This is a genomic window from Streptomyces incarnatus, assembly GCF_001027185.1.
Taxonomy (GTDB): Bacteria; Actinomycetota; Actinomycetes; order Streptomycetales; family Streptomycetaceae; genus Streptomyces; species Streptomyces puniciscabiei.
On the sequence record NZ_CP011497.1, the window covers coordinates 2,882,202 to 2,904,654 of the forward strand.

Below are 22,453 nucleotides of genomic sequence, written 5' to 3' on the forward strand. Positions count from 1 at the left end.
GAGGGTCGGTCAGCTCTGGCCCTTCGTTCTTGGTGCTGCTCAGTGGGGGCTGTTGCGTCTCGGTCACGTGAGTGGCTAGAGCAGAGTCAGGGGCGACCGCGGGCGTAGAGCCCGTGGATGCCGGACCCTGCTCAGCCGAGACGATCTCCTCCGGAGATCCCAGCCGCCCCAGGATGGCACGTACGGCAGTCGCGTCCAGGATCTCCACCTCGTCCGCAGCCGCGTCGATGTGCTCACGAATCTCTTCTCTAAGCTCCACACGGCGCTGCGGCGCGAGAGCCACCGAGGCGCTGTCCAGGCGCTTCAAGTACTCCTCGACGAGCTGTTTGCGCACAGACGTCATCGGTGGTCCTCCTCGTTGTCCAGCATGTTGTCGACGGATGTTCGGAACTGCGCCCAGTCGCTCGTGAACTTCTCCAACGCTTGGCGTCCTGCGGACGTCAGCGCGTAATAGCGGCGCGCCGGCCCGACCTCGGACTCGCGCAGGAAAGAGCTGACCCACTCGTCCTTTCGAAGCCGGGACAGCAGGGGGTAAATCGTGCCCTCGCTGGTCACCAGTCCGGGCACCTCACATAGTTCACGTACCAGCTCGTAGGCGTACTTTTCGCGGTCGCGCAGCTGCGCCAGGACGCAGAACTGCAGTACACCCCTCCTGAGTTGGCTGATCCCTGAACGTGGCTCATCAGGAGCTACCATGCGGCGCAAGGTACCTGGCGGGCTACCAACAAAGCAACTCCGTAAGTTGTTCGGTGGCCCGGGAGCGCCGCATGTGGCTTCAAAGCAGCTTGCCGACCGTGGCTCGTCGGGAGTGGTCGTCCGGTCCTTCGGGGCGCCCTGGTCGCTGATCGAGCCCGATGGAACGGGAAACCACGGGGAACACCGGGGAACTCCGGCGAACCCACCAGGAACTCGCTGGTAGGCGTTATCACCTGGTCGCCCCACGGCCGGAGACGTGATCTTCGAAACTAGTGCTCCAGGGTCCGAACACGGGGGCGCTTGACTGGGTCATTCCGCCGACCGCGTGATCAAGGTCACCGAGCCGTGCCACGAGCGTGCCAGATCGAGGGGGGAACCGCGGGGAATCACGGAGACTCGCGATAGCCCTAGACGAGATCAGCCCCCGACCAAACTTGCTGGTCAGGGGCTGATTCCCGTTACTGTGGCGGCGCCAGGATTCGAACCTGGGAAGGCTGAGCCGGCAGATTTACAGTCTGTGGCCGGGTGCGCTGCTGCTTGACGGCGCGTGCTATGGGAGCGGCAGCGATCATGGCCCTTGCTTCTACATGGACCTGCCGTTGATGATGTGCGCGTGAACTGGGTACGCAGGGTGAATCGATGGAGTGACGCTCAGAGCGGCTGGACGCTCCTGGCTTGGGGCTGGGGCTTCACGTTGACTGGTGCCTTCCTCGGGTTGCTGGTGGCACGCGTCTTCGCGACTCAGCCCCTCCCGTCATTCACATCTCAGCTGCCATGGACCTTCGGAGGCTCCCTCTTGACGGCGATCGCCGGCACCGCCGGTGCCCTTTCACGCCGCAGGCGTGAGAGGCGGAGAGCCGGAGCCGCATGACTCCTAGCCGACTGCCGACTGCTCCACCCTTCTCGTAGCCAGTCCCATGCCAGTCAGCAGGGCACCAGGTAGAGGCGGTCTGGCTCCGTGCCAGGGCGTCTCAGTTTCCGTCTCATTGAGCCAGGTTCACCGCCGTACAGACAGGTCCATCGGTAGCAGCCGTCCCGGCATTCGTCCGTCCATGAACGCAGGCGAACGGCCATGGCCGCACCCCTTGACCCCACCAACAGACTTGGAAAGCGTGTTGGCCCTAGCCTTTGCCGCACCATGAGTGATGTTGCGCCGGACCCGAGCTAGTGTCCCGGTCAGACTCGCTCGGAGGGAAAACGGATGAATCGCTACGGTCGGCCCCGGGCAGGCCGTCCGGTGCTTCTGATCGTCGGTCTGCTTGCCGCAGGCGCCGCCCTGACCTGGTTCGCGGGAGCACATCTTGCCTACGCCACGGGCCTGGCGGGCACGCCGGGTCATCTTCGGGTCGAAACATGCGTCTGGGAGCACGTCGGGGGCCACCGGTATCCGCACTGCAGCGGCATCTTTCGCTCCTCTGACGGGACCGTCGTGAAACCTGAGGCCACGATCGACACACGCCTGCCCGTCGGCAGCACGGTCGCGTTGCAGCTGACGGCCTCCGGCGGATACGCGCAAACAGGCGTCGCGGCCTCGTGCGGGTGGCTGGCGATTTCCTTGCTTGGCCTGATGGTGCTGCTCATAGGGATTCTGGCCGCCTGCAGCAAGGCCAGTGAGCGTCGAGTAGCCCGCTCGTGGCTGGTACTGCTCGGCTCGCTGAGCGCTGTGATGCTGCTCAGCGCGCTGGTCGGTGGAGTGGCGGGGATGACCGAGGCGTTCCGAGAGGGCGGCATGTGAGGAGGCTTCGCGGGCGCGACAGGGTGCCGGTGATCGCTCCGACGATGCCCTCGGTAGTGTCCCTCCGACGGATCTTCCACCAACTCCGGACACCCGGAAGGAATCGCTGGCCCCGCCCGCGGAACACCAGCCCCTCAACGGGTGTCAGCCCACTGGCCCGGCTCGAAAGGGGCTGGCCCCCTCCACAACGGGCCGATGCTGCGGGTCTACAGCTGCCGGCCACGCAGTCAGGGTGATCGTAGGGCAGGACTGAGTGCAGCCGCGCTGCGGTCTCCTGTGCGGCTACCTACGTTCGGGCCGTCTCTGGGCCGTCCGAGGCCACCCGACACCGACCGACAACGACAGAAGCCCACGGCATCCGACCAGGTCAGAGCCGTGGGCTTCGTCAGTCCCGCTGGTCAGCGAGACCTGTGATCAGTAGTGGCTGTACAGCAGCTCGGCCTGAGCCGACCACGGGCATCGCGTCTCGCGTCTTCGAGCAAGAGGGGCTGTAGGCCGGCTCGCCTCGACGGGCAGTTGTCGCCGCCTGCCACATCCATTGACACTCCGCCGCCCTGAGTTGCGGAACGAAGCCCAACCGAACAGCCGATTTTAGGCGAGGCGGACGCTCTTACTCCACGCCCCTGTCTCTTGAAGCTTGGATCGGATTTGATCCAGACGTTTCGCTACCGCGGCAATTTGCCGCTGCCGCTCGATATCAGGATCCCCTTCTGCATTTACCGGTACCTCGACAGACAATTGAGCAACACGCTTTGTATAGAGCTTGGCCTCATAAAGATAGCCGCCCTGAGCGATGGTCTGAGACAAGGCCACTGCAAGGTATGCCAAGTCAATGTCATGTTCCGGGGTTATGTCATCAATGGATTCCTCGACGCTCTCGGCATCATCCTCAAAGGACAGCTGCAGACGGTCGTCCTCCATAGGCCACGACTGGACGATAACGACATCATCCGTCATCACGCAGTTGGCTTCACGGTAAAAGACGGTCCCGACAGCCGAAGCTCCGGTCGCCATTACCGTCACGGACGGATACGGCTCCGGCTCAACCCCGCGTTCCAGCAACCACTCCTTGCTGATGTAGCCCTTGACCGTTTCAGGGCGAGTGAACACTGAATAGACTGGCACATCGCCAGGGTGCTCCCGGAGATCGACATTTCGAATCCTGATGCCAGAACGCACCTGGAATCTGCTCGAATCAGAGAGGGAGAACGTCTTGGTCGGACCTGTCTGAAGTTCTGCCAGCTCTTCCTTGGCCGCTCGTAGATCGTCAATCAACTCCTGGAGCGTCTCCGTTGCAACGTCAATGAAGTCTGCTCGGTCGATCGTCTCCGAGCGTTCCCCCAAAGCCACATGTTCGGAGTCCGTCCAATGACGAATCACGTCCCAACGCTCATCTGGAGCAAACTCACTCGCTGGAACCAGCTTAGCGAAAATACAATCCGCGTACGTTGTGGGCCGAGTTACTGAACCGTCAGCGCCGTTATTGGAGTACCGAACGAATAGATCAGCCAGTATTGCCAGATCATTGTCGTTAGGCGTCGGCACCCTTTCGTGGTCCAGAGTTTCACCGATACTTCGAGCGATTCCACAGAATACGGGTGGACGGGACTGGCCGCTGACCCTGCGCTTCTCTAGGACCAGGATGTATGTCGGCTGAGCGGTGTTGAAGAATGCGTTACGCGGGAGTTGTAGGCTAGCAAGGATGTTGCATTCACGGAGCAACTCCTTCTTCATTCTTTGTGCCGTTCGGTTCAAGAGCCCCAACGGAACAATCACGAAAGCCCGTCCACCAGGCTTCAAGGCTCCCGCAATGTAACGAAGAAAAAGCGCCTCGACACCAAGGCCGCCCGTGTCGTAATAGTCCTCCAGATAGACACCGTTTCTTTTACTCTTGATGTGATCAAGTTCCTTACGATAGATGGCCGACCCCTGCGTGACGTAGGGCGGGTTCGTAAGGATGACATCAACAGATTCTTGAGGCGGATAAAGAAGGCTGCCCAAAGTCTCATTCTCATTCATCAAAATGAACGTATTGGTCAGCGCTTGATTGAGGGCCTCGGAGGTGGTCTGCGGATCTCGGACAGATTCGGCCAAATGCAGAAGCATATTCGCTTTAGCGAGTATGTTAGTAGAGGCATCTACATCGACACCGATGAGCTTTACTCGCTGATAAGGTTTTCCATCAGCGAATGTCACATTTCCCGGAAGGGCATCGGGGAACAGCAACGGCTCCAGAAGGAATCCGCCCACGCCGGCCGCGGGATCCAGTACGGTGGCACCTTCGGGTAGAGCATTAAGCTGAGCCATCTTCACCATTGGCTTCACGATGTTTCTGGGGGTGAAGAACTGGCCCAGACGCTGCTGACGTGCCGACCGCTTTAGGAACGTCTCGTACAGGCGAAGTTTGAATTCCTTGTCAATATTCGTCAAGGAGCCGTAGCTTTGGAATTCTTCCAAAATTTGACAGAAAACACGATTATACGAGGAGATGGTCGTTGTAGGAGACGACTTCAAGAATGCGAAGCCATTAATGATTGACGTGTGCGAAGTGATCGTCGCCATCCCGAACAACTCTCGCACCTTTTCATCGTCCACCACCAATCGCTCGGCGAAAATCTCCTTGATTCGCGGCCGGATGGTGCGAACATAATATTCGATCTGAGATAGACCTTTTTCGAGCTTGAATTCGTCTGGATCTTTAAGTAGTACGTCAAACCGGTAGTCCTTCGGGAAGACCGAGAGGGGCAGGTTGTCGGAGAGAAACTTCAGCATGAAGATCTCAACGAAGGTTAGCAAGCAGTCCTTTGGCTCAGCCTTCGTAGCGTGCCAGATAATCTGCCAAACTGTTTCAGAAAGGGGTCGGGGGTCCCGTTCCACATCGGACTCACCGCGGTAAAGATCCGAAAGGACCGACGGGTTGAAGTCTCTGCTTTCCGGGATCTCGACAATCTTCCCTGCGTCGGCTGAAGCTGCAGCATCAATGTAGCGATACCGCTCTCCATCGGTAGTGAGAGCCAAACGAACACCCATAGCAAGCGCCCCAACAACAGCCTGCTCCGCGGCCGCGAGGATATCCTCGTCTCTCTTTAGTTTCGACTTATCCTTCCATTCGGCAACGGCGATCGGAACCAAGCGTCCTGCCACCCGCTCTACATAGACGCTGTCCGGCTTGCAAAGATGGGCGTTCTTGGGAGCCTTGTAGCGCTCACAGGGGAAGGGGATAGAGCTGGCGGGCGTGAAGTCGAGACCCGCCTTAGCGAGTCGTGCGACAGAGGTGGCGCCAAGATCGAGAAGTTCATAGTCACCGAAGCGCTTACCCTGAACTCCTTCGGGAGTCAGGTATCCCTTTTGGGCAAGCTCTTCCATGCTCAAGGCAGCCACCATCCGCTTCGTCCCGTCGCGGTGCACACGGCAGGAGTAGGTCTTCGAAGTTCGCGGACCGCACTCTACTAACTTACGGACGTTGCTGGGGACACATGGTCAACCTGATGGCTGTTCAGCCGCGAACCTGAGCCTTCACCGAGCGCCTGGCGTATCAGTCATGAACACAGGTGAGCAGCTCAGCGAGGCCCGGCGCTCCGCCAGCAGACTGTGGGCGCGTGCTCCTGGCACTCAGCTGAGATGCGATAGAAGCCCCGGGTCACAGTCGGTGGCCCCTGCGCCCGTGACAGGGGTTGCCGTAACGATCCTTGTGAGCGCCCAGCCGAGTCGAAGGACTGCCAAAGGAGAACGTCTTGCCGCAGTAAGCGCACTGGACGCGGTAGCGCGCCGCTGCGGGACTGCGTCGAACGACCGGCCGCTGACGGATGGAGCTGGAGAAGGTAGTACGATCGCCAAGCTCGCCAGCTTTGGCTAGCTCGATATCATAGCGAGGCTCGAAGGCGATGTCCGTGACCGCAATATTGTCAACCTTGTAGTTGACCAGGGACTTGAGGCCAGGTCCAGATCGTCCGCCAGTCTGGTCCCATGCATAGAGGTATTCCTGCCCGACTCCATCCCTGCGTCTCTTGAACCGCAACGAGTAAGGCTCCACAAGACGTTCGGTACCTTCATAGGTCATGCGCAGCAGGGTGCGCTTTGCGCCGGCTTCCATGATGGGGGTGCGGATCTCGGCAGGGAAGAACGCCAGCTCTCCGTCGTCGCCATATCGGAACGTAGAGAACAGCGACCCTAGTTCGTCCTTAAAGCGGTCGACAGCTATTGCGAAGTCCATCAGGCTTTCTCGGGCGCATACGATCTTGTGCTCCCAGTAGTGGCGCATAGTTTCAAAGGGCACAGCTAACAAGAGTGAAAGCGCGGCCGTGGGGCTGGGGGTGAAGATAGTCTTCTTCAGAAATGTAGTGACTATGGCGCGCTTGTCTACCTCGATGTCGTTGTTCACGAAGATCGAATAAACTAGGTCAAATAGATCAAATGAGGACCGACGCTGCAGCAGACACTTTAGCTTGTCTGCTAGGCCCTCCTCCAAGCTGACGACGCAGATGTCGACAGCGCAGTCGAATCTGTCGCTGTAGGGGTGGATGAGCCGACGTGTCTGAGGAGCTCGATAGAGGCGACCGAACTCGGTGACGTCCATACGCAAGCCGATAGTCACGTTGTTCCGATTTCCGTAGAAGTCCGTGAAGTAAAGCGTGTACTTGTAGACTGTCTTGTCGTTCCCAATGCCATGGCCGCCGGTCTGACGGTTGCGCTCAACGTCAAAGATGACACCGGTACGCGCTTGGACGAGCCGGCAGACCTGGTTCAAGGCAACGAGCAACTGGTCAGGGTCGACGGCGTCGGGTGCAGCGAAGTCTAGGTCGCCTGAAAAACGAGTGGCGTGGAAATACCCCTTACGAAAGGCGTTTCCGCCCTTGAGGACGAGACGGTCAGCAAACTGGCTCTCGCCATACAGGCCCGCAAGGAGCCAACCGAAAACGTAGTCGCGCTGCACATCAGCGGCGTTGACACCGAGCACGGCACTCATCTCATCGACTTCCTCGCGGCTGATCACCCGGTCATTGTCCGCGCTAGACGGGTGCGAGTCATCCGTTTTGCAGCAGAGATGCGGCCCCGGGCCCGCGCCCCGGCCGTTCATGCGGGAGGGGCCGTAAGAGAGCCACGCTGATGCATCCATTCAGTCTGCTGCCGGTCGGTCGTAGTCCGCGGCGCAACTTCTGGAGGCCCGAGGGGATGGGCTGCACGTTTGCGCCGCCTGTGAGCTGGGCTGCCCCGGAGTTGGACCCCGATCCGGTGGCCTGCCGTTCGTCCGGGCTGCGGCGCTGGGGCGCCGGTCCCGGCCGAGCGGCAGGCCAACCGAGGGCGCCGGGACAGCAATTAGCCCCGTACAGCAGCGCTGGGGAACGCTGTCGCACGGGACCAGGCCGGCTCAGTGTAGGAGCGCGATCGATTCGCGGCCGACCGGGAGTCCGGGGAGCATTCAGGCCGCAGGCGTCTCGTGCCGGCTGCTCGGATGCGCTTCATCCACCTTGCTGTCCATCTCCGCGTCCAGTCCAGCAGTGATCAGCTTCGCCAGCAGTTCGGCTGCTTCGGGGTGAACGGTGCCGAGCTGCACCAATCCGTCGCCGAAGACGTTCACGTCAGCTGCCAGGCTGGGAAAGTCGGAGTCCAGTCCGAGGAGAACGAGTTGATCGGCCAAGGTGCCGGCGCTTCGTCGTGCGCGTGCCCAGCCACGGACGTAGGCCACGCCGGGAACCAGGTCCTCCGCTCGTTTGGCCAACACTCCCCGCCGGTCGGTCATGGTCCTAGATCCTTCCCTTGTGCTCTTCGCTGGTGGCCGGTGCATGCTCGTGCTCGTCGCCGTCACGGTCCCGGCGGAATCCGCTGGCCATTGCCAGGCGCAGGAGTTCCGCGAGGCGCTCAGCCGTGTCTGGGGAAACCCGGCCCAACTCGACGAGACCGTGCCCGAAGGCGTTCAAGTCCGCACGCAGATAGGGGAAATCCTTCTCCAGACCGGCCCGCACCAGGGCGTCCCGCAGGGCGGTCGTCGCGTTCCGTGCCGCGTACCACCCCTCGCTGTCGAGAGGCGACCACGTGGCAGCGTCGTGTCCGTCGGTCGGTTCATGCGGCATCAGCGGTCGGTCTCCTCGGGAAGGGCAGCGACCGCGGCGTACGGGGTCGGGTACTGCTCATCGAAGCGGTCGATCCTTGCCAGCAGCTCAGCGGAGGCCACCAGCGCCGTCGCGAGGGCGACAGGGCGTAGCGGATTGGCCTCCGGTCGACGCGTGGGCGGGCGAAGCCACTGGTACCGGTCATCGAACAGCGGAATGGGGCCGGGGACGACGACGGCCGAGCCCTTATCGAGGTACCGGTACGTCGGAGGAGTCGAGGTTTCGCGTTCGAGGTAGTGCGTGAAGGACTCGCGACTCTGGGAGCTGAGGAAGAACCCGACGCGCTGTGCCTTGCGGTCGATGGCCGTAGGCCCGAACGGCATTCCACTGCGCAGGAGCCGGTCGTACATCTCCATGCCGAGGCGCTGGTCCACGCTCAAGACGTCGAAGAAGCGGCCAGTCGGCAGCAACGCGGGCATCCGCGGATCGTCCACAAGTAGTACTGAGCGCCATTCTGCTCATAGGGGATCATCATGTGATCGTTGTCCCCACCGCCCCAGACCGAGCTGCTGAACACGGCACCGGTCGGCGCGGCGACCGGGGTGAGAGTGCCGTCCGGCGAGGCGAGTGCCAGCCCCCTGCCGTGGTTGGACACCAGGGCCTTTCCGGCGAAGGCGCCGTACACGTAGCAGTCGCAGGCCGTCTGGCGGCTGCCGTCGGAAAGGCTCTGGAACACCAGCGGAGTGCCGCTGGCGCCGTTGGCGTAGAACGCCACCAGCCCGTTGCCGGCGTACCGGGCTTCCCGGGTGTCGGCCGGGAGCGCCAGTTGCGTGGTCGTCCCGGAGGCGAAGTCGGTCCAGGCGTAGCTGTTCCCGTAACTACCGTGCAGGACGCCGGTTGAGGAGACGCCGGCGACCTGGCCCGGGTCGACGGAGGCCGGAACGGTTTCGGCCGGCAGGGTGATTGGCGCGGTGACCGGTGCTGGTGCGGCGGTGTCCGCCCAGGCGACGGGACCAGCGAAGGTTGCCGCGAGCACGGTCGCGGTGGCCGCGGCCAGCAGACGGCTGCGTCTGTGAGGGTGTTGAGCCACCCGTTCCTCCCCATGAAGGGAGCGCACCGGGCGCTCAACGCCGGCCATGGTGGGGGGAGGGGAGCACGCCGGCGGCCGGTACCCGGTCCGCTCAAAGTCACGACAGTGTACGCACCTTCCCCTGCGCCACAGCAGTCCCCCACCCCACGCCCGCACGTGATATTGCGGGCCTGAAGTACAGGTGTGGCCCATCGGTGTTGGCGCGGCGCCATGCGCGGTCTCCCTGGGCAGCGTCTCCACATCCGGCCCATCATCGAGGAGTGGGCCCGGGCAACCCTGGAGGATGACGACTCAGACGTCCTTCGTATCCCGCGCGCGTGGCAAGCGGTGGACGATCTCGGCTTGGTCCTCGTACCGCTCGACGGTGAGCCAGCGATCACAGACTTCCTCCTGCACGTCGACGTGCTACGGCTCCCTTCCGCTGCTGACCAGGCGAGGCGGCAGGTCCGGCTGTCCCGCGTCCGTCTCAGTTTCCGTCTCATTCAGCGCCGTTCACGGCCGTTCACGCGAGACCTTGAGCTGTCCCCCGCCTCCACGGCCAACCGACCATGAACGCAGGTGAACGCCCCTACGCTCACGCCTCCGAGCCACCAACAGACTTGGAAAGGGTGTTGGCCCGCACGGAAGCCCGGCCCCAGGACACCGCCAGTCGAGGCGGTTAGGTTGAGGACGTGGACGAAGATGCGATCACTATCCGGCTCACGCGCGATCAAGCGTTCGTACTGTCGGACTGGCTTTACCAAGTCATGTTCCGGTCCGATGACCTTGAGGGGATCGTGCACGAGCGAGCTGTCTGGTCGCCGATCTACGCGATCTCAGGAACGCTGGACAAGAGGCTGAGCGAGATCTTCATACCTGACTACGGCCCGCAGCTGGAAGCGGCCAAGGAGCGCCTCCGCGCCAACCTGTACGGCGAAGCCGACGAGTCGACAGCACCAGGCGACGACGCGACCGGCGCACCACAAGAGCACCAGATGGGGCGGGGAACCGCTGGGAACCGCGGTGAAAGCGACCAAGGGCGATGAGACCTGGTACCAGGCAACCGCCCAGGTCAGCTGCCGTACCCGCCCCCGAATGAGCGCAGCTTTCCAAGCTGAGGGCACCAATCGGCTGCAAGCGGCCCCAGGTGCAACCGAGGCTGATAGACATGGGACAACGACCATGAGGGGGCCCGATGGGGATGCGGCCAACGGCGTTCAGTGCGTTCGGATTTGGTATCAACTGGGAGTTCACGAAGTCCGACAGAGTCATCGCGCATAAGGTCTTGGATTTCCTTGCCGACAAGCGTGTGCTTACGATCGGCCGCGCACGCCCGCAGATCGAGGCGGAGGCATGCCTTGCGTCGGCCGCCGAGTGCAGGGCGCCGCTCTCCGGGTAACTTGGCCAGTTGGAGAAGCCAGGGGGCGACCTGCGCATGTGGCTTCGTGCTATGCGTGAGGGCTTCACGGACTTCATCGAGGCCGGCGGACCCAGCGGGGAGCGCTTCGGACCAGGCTCCGACGGACGGTTCAATGAGGCCCTGGCACAGCTGCGGAACCGTATCCAGCAGCAAGCGGACGAGGTCTCGGATCGGTACAAGCTGACCGGTCTCAGCCTCCCCGAGCACGAGAGATAGCCAACAGGTTTCTAGCGGAAAGTAGACCGGCTCGGCGGCAACCCATCTGGGGATTGCGCACGTCCCGGACTTGCCACGCCGGGCCGTCCCTGGGCAGTCCGAGGCTGCTCAACAGCGGCCGATGACGACCCACGACGACCACCCAGACGCACGAGCCCACGGCTCCTGAGCAGCGGAAACCCAGCTTCCCGAGATCCCCGACAAGACCCGGGGCAAGAAGACAGGTCTTGCCACGCCCTTTGATTCTCTGGACGCGGCGGGTAGACCACGCCCGCTGGCATTGGTCACCGTCCGGCCTGGGCGAATCCTGCTGCGTGCGGCTACGTTCGTCGGACAGCTCCCGTTCACATGGCCTCCTCTGAACCTGCGACAGGCCGCATGTCAAGCAGCGACTCGCCGACAATTCCCGGCACCCCCACCAGCATCACGGGTGACCAGACGTCAGAAGATCACCTGTAAGGGCTAATTGCTACCCAACTGCTTGTGTCCGCAGTGCATTTGATTGCTCGCCAGCTCTGTCCCCGAGTGACGTCGAGGGGCTCCGTGTACCCGATCAGCCCCACGGAGCCGGGATTCCGATTTGCTCGATATGACAGCGATAAGGGGTGTTAGTACGTTCAATCACGCACCGGCTGCCACAGCGGGCGCTCCTGTCCCAGTCTCAGAGGAGAGCAAGCGATATGTTCACGATCCGTTCCCGCAAGATCGCCACGGCCGTCGCGGCCGCCGCGGCCATGACCGCGACTGGTATCACCTACGCCTCGGCCGCCTCGGATCCGGTTCCCCAGGCCGCCCCGACGGTCACGGCGGCACCGTCCGGCGGTCCCAGCACCCCCAACAACAACGAGAGCAAGAGCAACGAAGGCAAGGGCAACGAAGGAAGAGAAGGAGGGGGGCCCCGCCGCCACTTCGAGGGCAGGATCCTCTTCAACGAGCGCGAATTCTCCGGCCGCCCCGACGGCTGCATCACCGTCGTCAGCGGCCTGGGTGCCAAGACCCTCAACATCCGCAACGACAGCCGCAACGTGGTCGAGGTCTTCCGCGGGGCCGTCTGCGACAACGGCGCCCCCATCGCCACCGTCGGCCCCTTCAGCTCCGCCAACGGCGTCTGCCCGAGGGTCAAGGACGAGGACGAGAAGGAGAACGAGCACGAGAACTGCGAGGAGCGCGAGCACCACGAGAAGGGCGAGCACCACGAGAAGGGCGAGCACCACGAGAAGGGCGAGCACCACGAGGAGATGGAGGACGGCGTGAAGGTCAAGAACGGAGTCATCGCCAGCTTCCGCGTCATCTGCCGCCACGGGATTGGCGAGGGCGGCGGATTCGGCGAGGGTGGCAGATTCGGCGAGGGTGGCGGATTCGGCGGGGGTGGCACATTCGGCGAGGACTGAGGCCAGCAGCCACCTGATGCGCACGCTGGAGAACGCCGGCTCACCGGAATTGGGCCGGCGCTCTCCGGCCAGGTGCACAATACAGGAATCGGGCCGGGAACCTGTTCATTCCCGCCCCTCTGGCCGCAGAGGCCCTTACAACGGCTAACACAATGAGCTGAGTTGTCGGTGGTGATCAGGCAGCAGGCGAGTTTGAGGAACGCTTCGTGGATGCCGGCTCGGCGTTCCCAACGGATCCGCAAGCGCCGAAAGCCGTGCAGCCACGCGAAGCTTCTTTCGATCACCCAGCGGTAGGTGCCCAGTCCGGTGCCATGTCGTGCTCCGCGGCGGGCGATGGCGGGCACAATGCCACGTTCGCTGACCTGGTCGCGGTAGAGGTCGTGGTCGTAGCCGCGGTCAGCGCAGAGCGAGTCGGGTTTGCGGCGCGGTCGTCCGACCCGGCCGCGGACCGGCGGGATCGCATCGAGTAAGGGTAGGAACTGGGTGACGTCGTTGCGGTTGCCGCCGGTCAGCAGGACGGCGAGCGGGGTGCCGTGTCCGTCGGTGATGAGGTGGTGTTTCGAGCCGGCCCTACCCCGGGCGACCGGCGAGAGGCCCGTGCGGCTCCCCCTTTTAGCGCTCTGACGTGGGAGGAGTCGACCACGCAGCGGGACCAGTCCAGCCGTGAGGCTGCGTTCAGTTCAGCCAGCAGGACTTCGTGGAGCCGTTGCCAGACGCCGGCTTCGTTCCAGTCCCGCAAGCGTCGCCAGCAGGACATGCCCGAGCCGAAGCCCAGCTCCTTCGGGAGGTACTCCCATTGGATGCCGGTGTGCAGCACGTAGAGGATCCCGCACAGCACCTCCCGGTCCGGTAACGCCTTGCGGCCTGGGGACCGAAAGCGCCGTTCACGCTGCGGCAGTAGCGGCTCCAGGCGATCCCACAGCTCATCCGACACGATCCACGGCGATGTCCGTCCGACTGTCCGGTTAGAGCGTTGACCTGCACGAATGGACCGGACATCCTTCGACGGCAAGCGTCCGACTGTCCGGGTCCCGAGGCTGTAACACCCAGGTGTTACAGCACTCCCGACGACGACAGTGCACAGGCCGATGTCAGCGGGAGCACACGGCCCTGTGCGTGAGCAGTGCGTGAGATTGGGTGTGCATCTACGCAGGTCAGCGGCGTCATGCGCATGACCTCTGGAGCCGTGTACGCAAGTTCGAATCCTGTCGGAGGCACTCGCTGAGGATCAGCAGAAATCAGGCGCTGACCAGGGCGGATACCGACGGAAGAAGGCGGGAGTCAGTCTCACTGAGACCCACCCTCTCTCGTTGCCTCTCAGCGTTCGCGACACACCGCCGACATACTCAACCGCCGGCCATCAGCCGTCGCCGCTGCCCGACTCATCGGTATTGGCGGCCATGTACGCGGCCGCACCCTTGGCAGGGCGCCAGTCGAGCCGGAAACGGCAAGAAATCATCACAAGCGGCGGCGGTACACGACCGAGACGCTAGGCTCCCTTCCTAATTCTGCGCTGACCGTCTTCCTGATCACACGCAGGCAGCAACTGGACAATGAGAACTAGCGCTTCAACCAAGTCCTCAAGGTGGAAGAAGAGTACAAGCAAGAAGTACTTGAGAAGCTTCGGAAAGATACGGAGCTTGCCGCGCTCATGGGTCTAAATCAGGGGCAGATCAACGAGTATCACCGGATTGTCACCGAGCAGGCTGAAAAAGCTTTCCGATCTCGACCAGCCGGTACTCAACAGCCACTATCTAACAGCAGAACGTCTCGCGGCAAGCGCCAAGGCAGGCACACGATCCGACGCTCCCTCGAAGGCAACCGGACACAGCGTCGGAGAACGCAAGAAACGGAAGCTTCCCAAGCAGCGAGCGCAATCCCCTGCCGCACACGAAGGAACATGAAGGAGAGGAAAGTCCTGAGCGGTGCGGATGTTTTCTCCGCAGTGTCAGGGTGCCCCAGCCCTTCTCCGGCAGGTGGCAGTCCGGCAGCCGTAGCCCGACCGCATCAGCGGGCCAGAGTCCCGCGTAGTACAGCACCGCGTAGAAAGCCACCAGGCGGCGTCCACGGCAGCGATCCCACGATCCGGCATAGGAGACGGCAGTGAGCGACTGGCTCGCCTGCACGGCATTCACGGGAACGCGTCGGTCGACCGTATCGTTCGAGCCAGTCGACACGGCTCTCACCATGGGGCCGGTTGCGGACGCTGCACCCTCCGGAGCAAGGGAGAACCCATCCGGGCAGGGTGGTCTGTTCGTTGCAGGGCCTGTCTGAACGGGCGCGGCACCGGCCCCGCACCCGACCGCACCGTCACCCGAATGGCGCAACATGGCGTGCCACCCACATGGGTGAAGATCAAGCTGGCTAGTGCCCCAATCGAGGCAATCCGTGAAAGGGGAACCACATGCGCATTCGACGCATACTCGCCGCCGTCATCGCCACAGCAGCCCTCGCCGGACTCGGCCTCACAGGCGCCGCCACCGCCGCCGCCACCACAGCACAGGGTGCGCCATCCTACGTCACGCCTTCTCAGTGCAAGCAGGGCGGCGGAACGCCCGCGATCAATGAGACGGGCAACTACTGCAAGGGCGGTACGCACGACGGGGAGCAGATCGACTGAATCCCATATGGCGCCCCGCAGCCACGCGCCGCGGGGCGCTCCCGCGCGAGCGTAGCCGGGGGAGTCGAAGGGACTGTGCCCAACCGTCGGGCACGCCAGGTCCGAGTCGGCCCGGAAGCACGCGGCAGGCGGGAGCTGGAATCGCCGGCCGGTACTCTCGTCGTCCTCCCTGAAGGGGGCCCCGCGCGGGGGCGGGCGTTGTGAACCGCATGGCCGTAATCGGGGTCACCGTCAGCGACGCCGTGGAGCACCCGGAGCCAAGGCAGGCGACTGCCGAGGAGGCATCACTGCTCGGCATCCAGAAGGCCGCCTCGTCACGCGCATCCGGCTACAGCGACCAGGGGCGGCCCGTGAGACGGCGGACATCGTGGTGCCCGTCGCTCATCGCGAGATCGTCCATGAGATCCCGATCAACCGTCGGCGGGCTGACGACCGCCGGCGCATCGGATCTTCGGATGCCAGGTCTCAGGCGTGCCCCGCGCGTGCCCCTTCCGTGTCCGGCGGACCGGCAAACGCGGCCGAACCTCCCCGTCCCACGTGGTCACGGAGTGGGTCCGAGGCCTGCCCGCAGCCGTCGGCGGTCGGGCCGGCCGACGGCGTCCGCGTCGGTCAGCGGGTGCGGAGACTGCTGGTGTACACGTCCGTACGGTTCTCTGGTGCGCCGTAGTGGGTCTCGGTGAGCACCGCCCGGACTCTCTTGCCGTCTGCCACCAGGCCTTGGTAGTCGCCGAGGAAGTATCCCCCGGCGAACGGGGCCTGCAGCCAGTCGAAGACCCGCGTGATCCGTCGTTCGGTCCGGAGCTTCGGGTTTCCGTGCCGCAGCGTGGCCAGTTGGTAGGCGGTGGGCAGGGTGGTGGTGTTGCCGGGCCTGAGGAAGCGCAGGTCGTGGTAAGTGAGCGCGACCGTGCCCCGCTCGGCGACCGCGATCGACGGTGAGAACGCCGGAACGCCCCTGGGGCTGATCAGCTCCGGGGTCCCCCAGGAGCGTCCGCCGTCGGTGGACCGCACGAGCTGGACGGAGTCGAACTTTCCACCGGAGAAGTCCGAGCCCTCGTAGGCCATGTACAGCGTTCCTGTCTCGGGGTCGACGGCCGGGCTCGGCAGGGTGGTCCCGTCGCGCAGCAGTTTGGTGGGGTCGTTCGGGTCGACCTCCGGTACGGAGGTGTCCCGGGCCACGGTGACCGGGGCGCTCCAGGTCTCTCCGGCGTCGGTCGAGGTGACCACCTCGTAGCGTGCTTCGACGACGGTGCTCAGGTCGTCGGAGTAGGTGATCCGGTCGAAGAAGTCGTACAGGATGCCGGTGCGCCGGTCGGCGACGATCAGATGGCCGATGGTCTGAGTGTTGGGCACGGTGCTGGTGTCGACGAACGGCCTGGCCTTGCTCCAGGTGCGGCCGCCGTCGCGGGTGAGGGAGATGTAGCCGGGACCGTCGAGGGAACTGGGGCCGGGCGGGTCGTTGTCGAGGCGGTTCCAGACCTGGTAGGCGGTGCCCTTGCGGATCGGGTCGGCGGTGAGTGAGGGCTTGTCGTTGAAGAACGGCTGCTCGTCGACGTGCGTGGTGGTGAGGTTCCGCCAAGTGCGGCCGCCGTCGCGGGAGGTGACGGCCAGCAGGGCCGTACGCGTGCTCTTCGTGAAGTCGACGCCCTCCCCGCCGGCGTAGACCGTGCCGTCCGGCCCGGTGCTCACCCAGGGGTCGGTGGCCCGTTCGTAGTCCGCGCCGCCGGGGGCGCACAGGCTGAACGGCAACGTGCTCCGGTGGAAGGTGTGGCCGTCCGTGGTCCAGCCGGCCGCCAGGCCACGGGCGCCGCCGTCGTTCCAGCGGTCCTGCTGGAACACGGTGACCACGCGCTCGGGGTCGCGCGGATCGACGGACAGGTACGGCTCGACCTCGGTGGCCGGGTAGACGATGCTGTCGGGAGACCTCGCTCCAACGGTGCACGTCGCGTACGGGTCGCCGTGGGACACCTTGACCAGGGGTGTGCCGTCTGGGTTCCGGTCCGCTGCGGCGGGAGTCGCGCCGGTGGCCGTGACGAGCAGGAGCGCGGCGGTGGTGACGGCGGCCAGGGGTGGGAAGAGGCGCATGCGGGATCTCCTCCGGGCCTGTCGGCCGGGGTAGGGGACCGCCGTCATCGGGGCGGCCTGGGGCGCGGGCGCGGAGGCGTACGGGAAGGCGGGGGTGGGCGACTCCGCTTGTCCTCTTCGGCGTTGCGGCCGGTGCCCTTGATGGGCCGAACGACGGAGTCATCCCCGGGGCCGTCGAGGAGCATGGCGGAGCCGACCGGCAGGTGCGTCGTGCCGGTCGGCTCCTTGGTCGTGTTGCTGAGGCGCCGTGCCGTAGGTCCCCGGAGAGGGCCGTGGGCCGCATACCGGTTGGCGATGCCGGCGGGGTCGGCCCTGGCTCAGAGGGGTTGGTGGGTGAGACGGGTTGGTGGAGCGGGATGGCCTGCTGGACCCAATCCGAATCAATACAGCCAGGAAATGCCAACGGCCTCGTCGGTCACTGGATGACGACGTGGCCGAGGCCGTTCAGGACGGCGGCGAGCGCGGTGTTCAGGACGGCGCGGACCGTCTCGAAGCGTTGACGGCCTTGGCTTCGAGACGGTCGGCTTCCACCATCGCGCGTGCCGCGGTGTCGAGACGGGCGCGGGCGATCCACCCCACGGTGGCCCGGGTGCCGTCACCCCATACGCACCGCGCCGGGTGCACCGGCCAGACTGGTTGCCCAGCCGTGCGCCGACCGGTCAAGTGATCGCCTGCGTGGTCCCGTCAGGCAGCGCGCAGACCTCGCCGGCGTAGGGGCGTGAAACGATCTGTCCGCCGGCGGCCGTGCAGTCGTCTCTGGAGATGTTCGGAGACGAGGCGGCCCCGGCGCTGACAGCGCCGACGGCGCTCACGCCGACAAGGGTTGCCGCGGCCAGGGCGAGGCCAAGGATTCTGCGCATGCGCATGAGGTCCTCCTCTTCTCAGGCGCCTTCGTTCGGTCTTCGGGAAGGACAAGTCCCAAGGCTACGGCGCCCTCTTACTCAGCATGGGCGCTCCGCATGAGGCCCGCGAGGGGAGGCTGGGCGCCGCGTGCGCGTCCGCAGGAGCGGGGCGACGGCGATGTCCTGGGCGTCCTTGGCGTCCTTGGCGTCCTTGGTGTTCTTGGCGTCGAGACTGCCCGCCGGGGCCGCGGTGTGTCCGGGCGGGCCGGGGGTTGAGGAGTTGAGGAGGAGACGGGTGGTACCTGCCTCCGACCGGTGCCGGCGGGCAGCCGGCGCGCGCGGTCCTCTAACGCGGTTCGTGGGCCGCCGCCCGGCAGGCGCCGGTCGCGGCGCCGCCCGCCACTCCGGCCGCGGTCAGCCCGGTCACACAACCCTGCAGGTCTCCGACCACGCCACGACCGCAGGCCGCGGTGACGGAGTCGGAAGCGGTGGCACCGGCCAGTTCGGCCATCTTCGTGCAGGCGGGAATGTCCGCCCGTACCGCGGGAGCGGCGAGGACCGCACCGCCGAGGGTGAGGGTCAGGCCGGTGAGGGCACCGGCGATACGAGTCGACGTGCGCATGGGACGCACCTGCCTTCCGGGTTGGTCGCGCGGTCCTGGTCCCGGCGAGCCGGTCCGCGCGGTAAGGCCACCTGGCGACGCTCGGTGAGTGGTGCCCCGGCCGGCGGGCTCACAGACTGACCGCACGGTTCTGCGTCGCATCGATCGAGCCGGACCGGGACATGGTCGCCAGGCCGAAGGAGGGGGCCCCGGACCGGATGAGGCACACTCGGACCTCCACTCGCGGGCCCCTCACTCCAGCCTCGCATCCTCTCCCCCGCCCGTCCTGGGCACCCGGAGGCGGTCGCGCCGAGTACCTGCGATTGCGCGGAGCCGGTAGCCAACCAGGTGGATCGGACGGCCCAGCGTCCTGCCAGGCCTGCCCCCTGCACATGCACACCGCCGGGCGGGCGCGGCTCGGCCGGGGAGGCGGCCGGCCTCCGCTTCGCCGCGAGGTGCTGGGGCTATGCCGGTCTCCTGCCCAGTAGCCAGCGCTGGGCGGCGGGCCGCGTACATCCGTTTCTGACGCCAGAGGGGTCGCCTTCCAGTGGCCGTCATGGGTCCCCACGCTGCCGGTCAGGCGGCCAGTGCACTATGTTGAACGCGTTCAATTCCGGAGCTCGGACACGGGGCGGGGATCGAGATGGGAGCTGCCGGCAGGCTTGGGTACATCCTGCGCCGCATGGGGCGGTGTGTGCTCACATACGTGCTCCTCCACACCGCGGCGTGGGTGGCCGTCTCGCAGACCGTCTGGTGGGAAGCCGGCTTCCTGGAGATCATGACGCTGGCGATGGGCATGCTGCTGATCATCGGTATTCCCACCCTGCTCATCGCTATTTTCGCGGTCTGGGTGCACAACCGGATGGACACGGTCCGGTTCCGTGTGCTACTCGCCTTTCCGCTGGTCGTCTGCGCTTGCCCCCTCCTTGCGAGCAGCGCCAGCGAACCCCTGGTGTTCCAGGTCATGGCTCAGATCGCCTTCGCGGCACTGGTCCCTACGCCGTTCTTTCCTGCGGGGTGGCTCGAAGAGGCCGCGTGATGAATCCCAGCACTGCCCGGCGGAAGCGGCCGTATGTCGGGGTGGTGGACCCCTGCGGCGCGTACTGGCGTCTGCTGCCCGCCTGGTCGTCGGCCGGGGGCGGCGTGTTCTTGGTCTGCCTGATGTGCGCCATGGACTTGTAGATGCTCTCGGGGCCGACGGGTGCGGCTCTCTCTCGTGAGACCCCGTCCGCCTTGAAGAACCCGTGGGGGCGTTCACCGCCGAGACGGAGCCGGAGCAGTCGCCGTTCAACGTGGTTGTACATGACCAGGGCATCACTGCGTGGGTGAACTCATGTGCCGACGCCGAGGTCCTCGACAAGAACGGCGGCTTGGTGCCGTCCGGGCACCAGCGGCCGGCCGAGGGTCGTCCCTGAGCCGTGTCCGAGACGACGTAGCCACCGCTCCACATCGAAGCCCAAGGTGCTCGCATGCTGATGCGCGCGGACGATGAGCCCGGAATCATGCCGTGGTCCCCACCAGTCCCGCACTGACAACCGAGTTCCGCGCACGCGCCCTCAAGCCGTCCGCTTGCGCGACGCCGTCTTCTTCGCCGCCGTCTTCTTCCCCGCCGTCGTCTTGGCCGCCGCCGTCGTCCTGGCCGTCGCCGTCTTGGCCGTCGTGGTCTTCTTCGCCCCCTGTGCCGCCTTGGATGCCGTCCCGGACGTGGACTTCCGGGCCGGTTCCGGCTTCTTCGCCGTGGCCGTCTTCTTCGCCGTCGACGTCGACTTCTTGCCGCCCGCAGCCTTGGGTGCGGCCCTGCCCGGCAGGGGTCTGACCTCTGCCGGGCCGCCGGAGGGTACCGGTTCGCCGCGGGATTCGCGGGCCGCGCGGACGCTGTTCTCCAGGGCGGCCATCAGGTCCAGCACCTTGCCCGCGGCGGCCGGGGCCGGGGCCTCCGGGGGTGCCTCGCCGGAGGCCTTCGCGGCGATGACCTCCTCCAGGGCCTCCCGGTACTCGTCGTGGAGGTCTTCCAGGTCGACCTCGCCGAGGGTGTCCATCAGGGCGTCCGCGAGGTCGAGTTCCTTGTCGCGGATGGTCACGTGGGCGTCGGGGGCGACGCCCTCGGGGGCGCGGACCTCGTCCGGCCAGAGCAGGCCGTGCATGGCGATGGCGTCGCCGACCACCCGGAGCATGCCGAGGCGTTCGCGGCCACGCAGGGCGTACTTGGCGATCGCGACCTTGTTGCTGCGTTTCAGGGCCTCGCGCAGCAGGGTGTACGGCTTGGCCGCCGGGGCGCCGGAGGCGGCCAGGTAGTACGCCGCGTCCATCTGGAGCGGGTCGATCCGGTCGGCCGGCACGAAGGCCACGATCTCGATCGTCCGGGCCGTGGGGATGGGGAGGTGGGAGAGGTCGTCGTCGGTGATCGGGATGATCGTGCCGTCGGCGTCCTCGTACCCCTTGCCGATCTCCGACTGGGTGACCTCGCGTTCCTCCAGTTCACACACCTTGCGGTAGCGGATGCGGCCGTTGTCCTCGGTGTGGATCTGGCGAAAGGAGATCGCGTGGCTCTCCGTGGCGTTCACCAGCTTGATCGGGATGCTGACGAGCCCGAAGGAGATGGCGCCGTTCCATATGGATCGCACGTGCCGCACCCTTCCTTCACCAGTTTGTCTGGGATTGTCATCGTATGACGCCTATCACAGAGGTGGAGGGGCGGCGGGTCGCGCTCAGCAACCTGGAGAAGGTGCTGTATCCGGAGACCGGCTTCACCAAGGCGGAGCTGGTGCACTACTACGCGACCAGCGCCGATGTGCTGTTGCCGCACCTGCGCGAGCGGGCCGTGTCCTTCCTGCGCTATCCGGACGGACCGGAGGGGCAGCTGTTCTTCACCAAGAACGTTCCGCCCGGTACGCCCGAGTGGGTCACCACCGCCGAGGTGCCGCGGTCCTCGGCGGACAGTCCGGCCCGGATGGTGGTGGTGCAGGATCTGGCCAGCCTGGTCTGGGCGGCGAATCTCGTCACCGAGTTCCATACGCACCAGTGGCTGGTGCAGCACCCGGACGAGGCCGACCGGCTGGTCTTCGACCTCGACCCGGGCGCGCCCGCGACCGTCGTGCACTGCTGCCAGGTGGCCCTGTGGCTGCGCGAGCGGCTCGCGGCGGACGGCATCGAGGCGTACCCGAAGACGGCCGGGTCGAAGGGGCTGCATCTGCTGGCCTCCGTGCGGGGCTCGTCGTCCGAGGAGACCAGCGAGTACGCGAAGGCGCTCGCCGTGGAGGCCGAGCGGGCGATGCCCCGGCTGGTGGTGCACCGGATGACGAAGAGCCTCAGACCGGGGAAGGTGTTCGTCGACTGGAGCCAGAACGCGGGCCGCAAGACCACGGCCACGCCGTACACGCTGCGCGCCCGCCGGGCCCCGCTGGTGTCCGCGCCGGTGACCTGGGAGGAGGTCGCCGACTGCCGCAACCCCGCTCAGCTGGAGTTCCAGGCGGGCGACATCGCGCCGCGGCTGCAGGACCTCGGCGATCTGATGGCCGGCCTCCTGGACCCGGACGCGGCCACGCCGCTCCCGTGACCCGCACCTTCCCCCCCCGCCTGCGCCGCCCCCTGACCCGCACCCTCCGGCTGACCCGCCGCCTTCCCCCGGCCTGCGCCTGCCCCTGGGCCCACGCCCTCCCCCTGGCCCACACCCTCCGGCTGACCCGCACCCTCCGGCTGACCCGCACCCTCTCCGCCCCGCACCCTCCCCG

Annotated in this window: 19 protein-coding genes and 2 pseudogenes; 8 read left to right on the plus strand and 13 right to left on the minus strand. The window is 65.5% G+C overall.

The features are described from left to right. Together ABB07_RS12675 and ABB07_RS12680 are read right to left on the minus strand one after the other, a co-directional pair. Window positions 1-343, minus strand: a 343-nt coding sequence (locus ABB07_RS12675) for an HAAS signaling domain-containing protein (protein WP_425264713.1), incomplete at its 3' end; no start/stop codon positions are given. Further along, window positions 340-696, minus strand: a complete 357-nt coding sequence (locus ABB07_RS12680; protein WP_208898818.1) for a PadR family transcriptional regulator — start codon at window positions 694-696, stop codon at window positions 340-342. The genes ABB07_RS12675 and ABB07_RS12680, both read right to left, overlap by 4 nt. Window positions 697-1,897: 1,201 nt before the next feature. On the opposite strand from ABB07_RS12680, the gene ABB07_RS12685 reads away from it, so the two are divergent. Continuing rightward, window positions 1,898-2,431 carry a hypothetical protein gene (locus ABB07_RS12685; RefSeq protein WP_208898819.1) on the plus strand — a complete coding sequence of 178 codons (534 nt, stop codon included), beginning with the start codon at window positions 1,898-1,900 and terminating at the stop codon, window positions 2,429-2,431. Between the two features lie 591 nt (window positions 2,432-3,022). Here the strand turns inward: ABB07_RS12685 and ABB07_RS12690 are convergent. The 6 genes from ABB07_RS12690 to ABB07_RS12715 form a co-directional block, all read right to left on the minus strand. Then, a complete protein-coding gene (locus ABB07_RS12690) occupies window positions 3,023-5,797 on the minus strand; it encodes an HsdM family class I SAM-dependent methyltransferase (protein WP_244189757.1) in 2,775 nt (924 codons plus the stop codon). A gap of 274 nt (window positions 5,798-6,071) precedes the next feature. Next, window positions 6,072-7,424, minus strand: a complete 1,353-nt coding sequence (locus ABB07_RS12695; RefSeq protein WP_208898821.1) for a nucleotidyl transferase AbiEii/AbiGii toxin family protein — start codon at window positions 7,422-7,424, stop codon at window positions 6,072-6,074. A gap of 426 nt (window positions 7,425-7,850) precedes the next feature. Further along, complete coding sequence (locus ABB07_RS12700) at window positions 7,851-8,171, minus strand: hypothetical protein (RefSeq protein ID WP_208898822.1); 321 nt, start codon at window positions 8,169-8,171, stop codon at window positions 7,851-7,853. Between the two features lie 4 nt (window positions 8,172-8,175). Beyond that, a complete protein-coding gene (locus ABB07_RS12705) occupies window positions 8,176-8,502 on the minus strand; it encodes a hypothetical protein (RefSeq protein WP_208898823.1) in 327 nt (108 codons plus the stop codon). Continuing rightward, window positions 8,502-8,960 carry a hypothetical protein gene (locus ABB07_RS12710; protein ID WP_244189337.1) on the minus strand — a complete coding sequence of 153 codons (459 nt, stop codon included), beginning with the start codon at window positions 8,958-8,960 and terminating at the stop codon, window positions 8,502-8,504. The genes ABB07_RS12705 and ABB07_RS12710 overlap by 1 nt, the downstream gene beginning before the upstream one ends. Continuing rightward, window positions 8,918-9,619 carry a hypothetical protein gene (locus tag ABB07_RS12715; protein WP_208898824.1) on the minus strand — a complete coding sequence of 234 codons (702 nt, stop codon included), beginning with the start codon at window positions 9,617-9,619 and terminating at the stop codon, window positions 8,918-8,920. Before ABB07_RS12715 ends, ABB07_RS12710 begins: the two co-directional genes overlap by 43 nt. A 623-nt stretch (window positions 9,620-10,242) precedes the next feature. Between ABB07_RS12715 and ABB07_RS12720 the strand changes: the two genes are divergently transcribed. Both ABB07_RS12720 and ABB07_RS12725 read left to right on the plus strand, forming a co-directional pair. Then, window positions 10,243-10,596, plus strand: coding sequence for a hypothetical protein (locus ABB07_RS12720; RefSeq protein WP_208898825.1), 354 nt, complete (start codon window positions 10,243-10,245; stop codon window positions 10,594-10,596). Between the two features lie 1,270 nt (window positions 10,597-11,866). Further along, a complete protein-coding gene (locus ABB07_RS12725) occupies window positions 11,867-12,577 on the plus strand; it encodes a hypothetical protein (RefSeq protein ID WP_208903839.1) in 711 nt (236 codons plus the stop codon). 230 nt (window positions 12,578-12,807) lie between these two features. Here ABB07_RS12725 and ABB07_RS12730 read toward each other — a convergent pair. Beyond that, window positions 12,808-13,511, minus strand: a pseudogene (locus tag ABB07_RS12730) (IS5 family transposase); the annotation flags it as partial. A gap of 1,470 nt (window positions 13,512-14,981) precedes the next feature. Between ABB07_RS12730 and ABB07_RS12735 the strand changes: the two are divergent. Together ABB07_RS12735 and ABB07_RS40790 are read left to right on the plus strand one after the other, a co-directional pair. Then, a complete protein-coding gene (locus ABB07_RS12735) occupies window positions 14,982-15,197 on the plus strand; it encodes a hypothetical protein (protein ID WP_208898826.1) in 216 nt (71 codons plus the stop codon). Window positions 15,198-15,344: 147 nt separating this feature from the next. Next, window positions 15,345-15,615, plus strand: a pseudogene (locus tag ABB07_RS40790) (GntR family transcriptional regulator); the annotation flags it as partial. Window positions 15,616-15,806: 191 nt separating this feature from the next. On the opposite strand, the gene ABB07_RS12740 reads toward ABB07_RS40790, so the two are convergent. The 3 genes from ABB07_RS12740 to ABB07_RS12750 all read right to left on the minus strand — a co-directional run bounded on the left by ABB07_RS12740 (window position 15,807) and on the right by ABB07_RS12750 (window position 18,743). Next, entirely contained in the window at window positions 15,807-17,279 is a 1,473-nt protein-coding gene (locus tag ABB07_RS12740; RefSeq protein WP_208898827.1) for a sialidase family protein, read from the minus strand. Window positions 17,280-17,938: 659 nt separating this feature from the next. After that, complete coding sequence (locus ABB07_RS12745) at window positions 17,939-18,145, minus strand: hypothetical protein (RefSeq protein ID WP_208898828.1); 207 nt, start codon at window positions 18,143-18,145, stop codon at window positions 17,939-17,941. 322 nt (window positions 18,146-18,467) lie between these two features. After that, on the minus strand, window positions 18,468-18,743 hold the full coding sequence (locus ABB07_RS12750) for a hypothetical protein (protein WP_208898829.1): 276 nt from the start codon (window positions 18,741-18,743) through the stop codon (window positions 18,468-18,470). 685 nt (window positions 18,744-19,428) lie between these two features. On the opposite strand from ABB07_RS12750, the gene ABB07_RS12755 reads away from it, so the two are divergent. Beyond that, window positions 19,429-19,761: a hypothetical protein gene (locus ABB07_RS12755; protein ID WP_208898830.1), complete on the plus strand. Its 333-nt coding sequence runs from the start codon at window positions 19,429-19,431 to the stop codon at window positions 19,759-19,761. Then, window positions 19,761-19,904 (plus strand): hypothetical protein, encoded by a 144-nt coding sequence (locus tag ABB07_RS12760; RefSeq protein ID WP_208898831.1) that lies wholly within the window; start codon window positions 19,761-19,763, stop codon window positions 19,902-19,904. The genes ABB07_RS12755 and ABB07_RS12760 overlap by 1 nt, the downstream gene beginning before the upstream one ends. 374 nt (window positions 19,905-20,278) lie before the next feature. On the opposite strand, the gene ku is transcribed toward ABB07_RS12760, so the two are convergent. Beyond that, a complete protein-coding gene (gene ku / locus ABB07_RS12765) occupies window positions 20,279-21,346 on the minus strand; it encodes a non-homologous end joining protein Ku (protein WP_208898832.1) in 1,068 nt (355 codons plus the stop codon). A 44-nt stretch (window positions 21,347-21,390) separates the two neighbouring features. On the opposite strand from ku, the gene ligD reads away from it, so the two are divergent. After that, entirely contained in the window at window positions 21,391-22,278 is an 888-nt protein-coding gene (ligD, locus tag ABB07_RS12770) for a non-homologous end-joining DNA ligase (RefSeq protein ID WP_208898833.1), read from the plus strand. Window positions 22,279-22,453 lie beyond the last annotated feature (175 nt).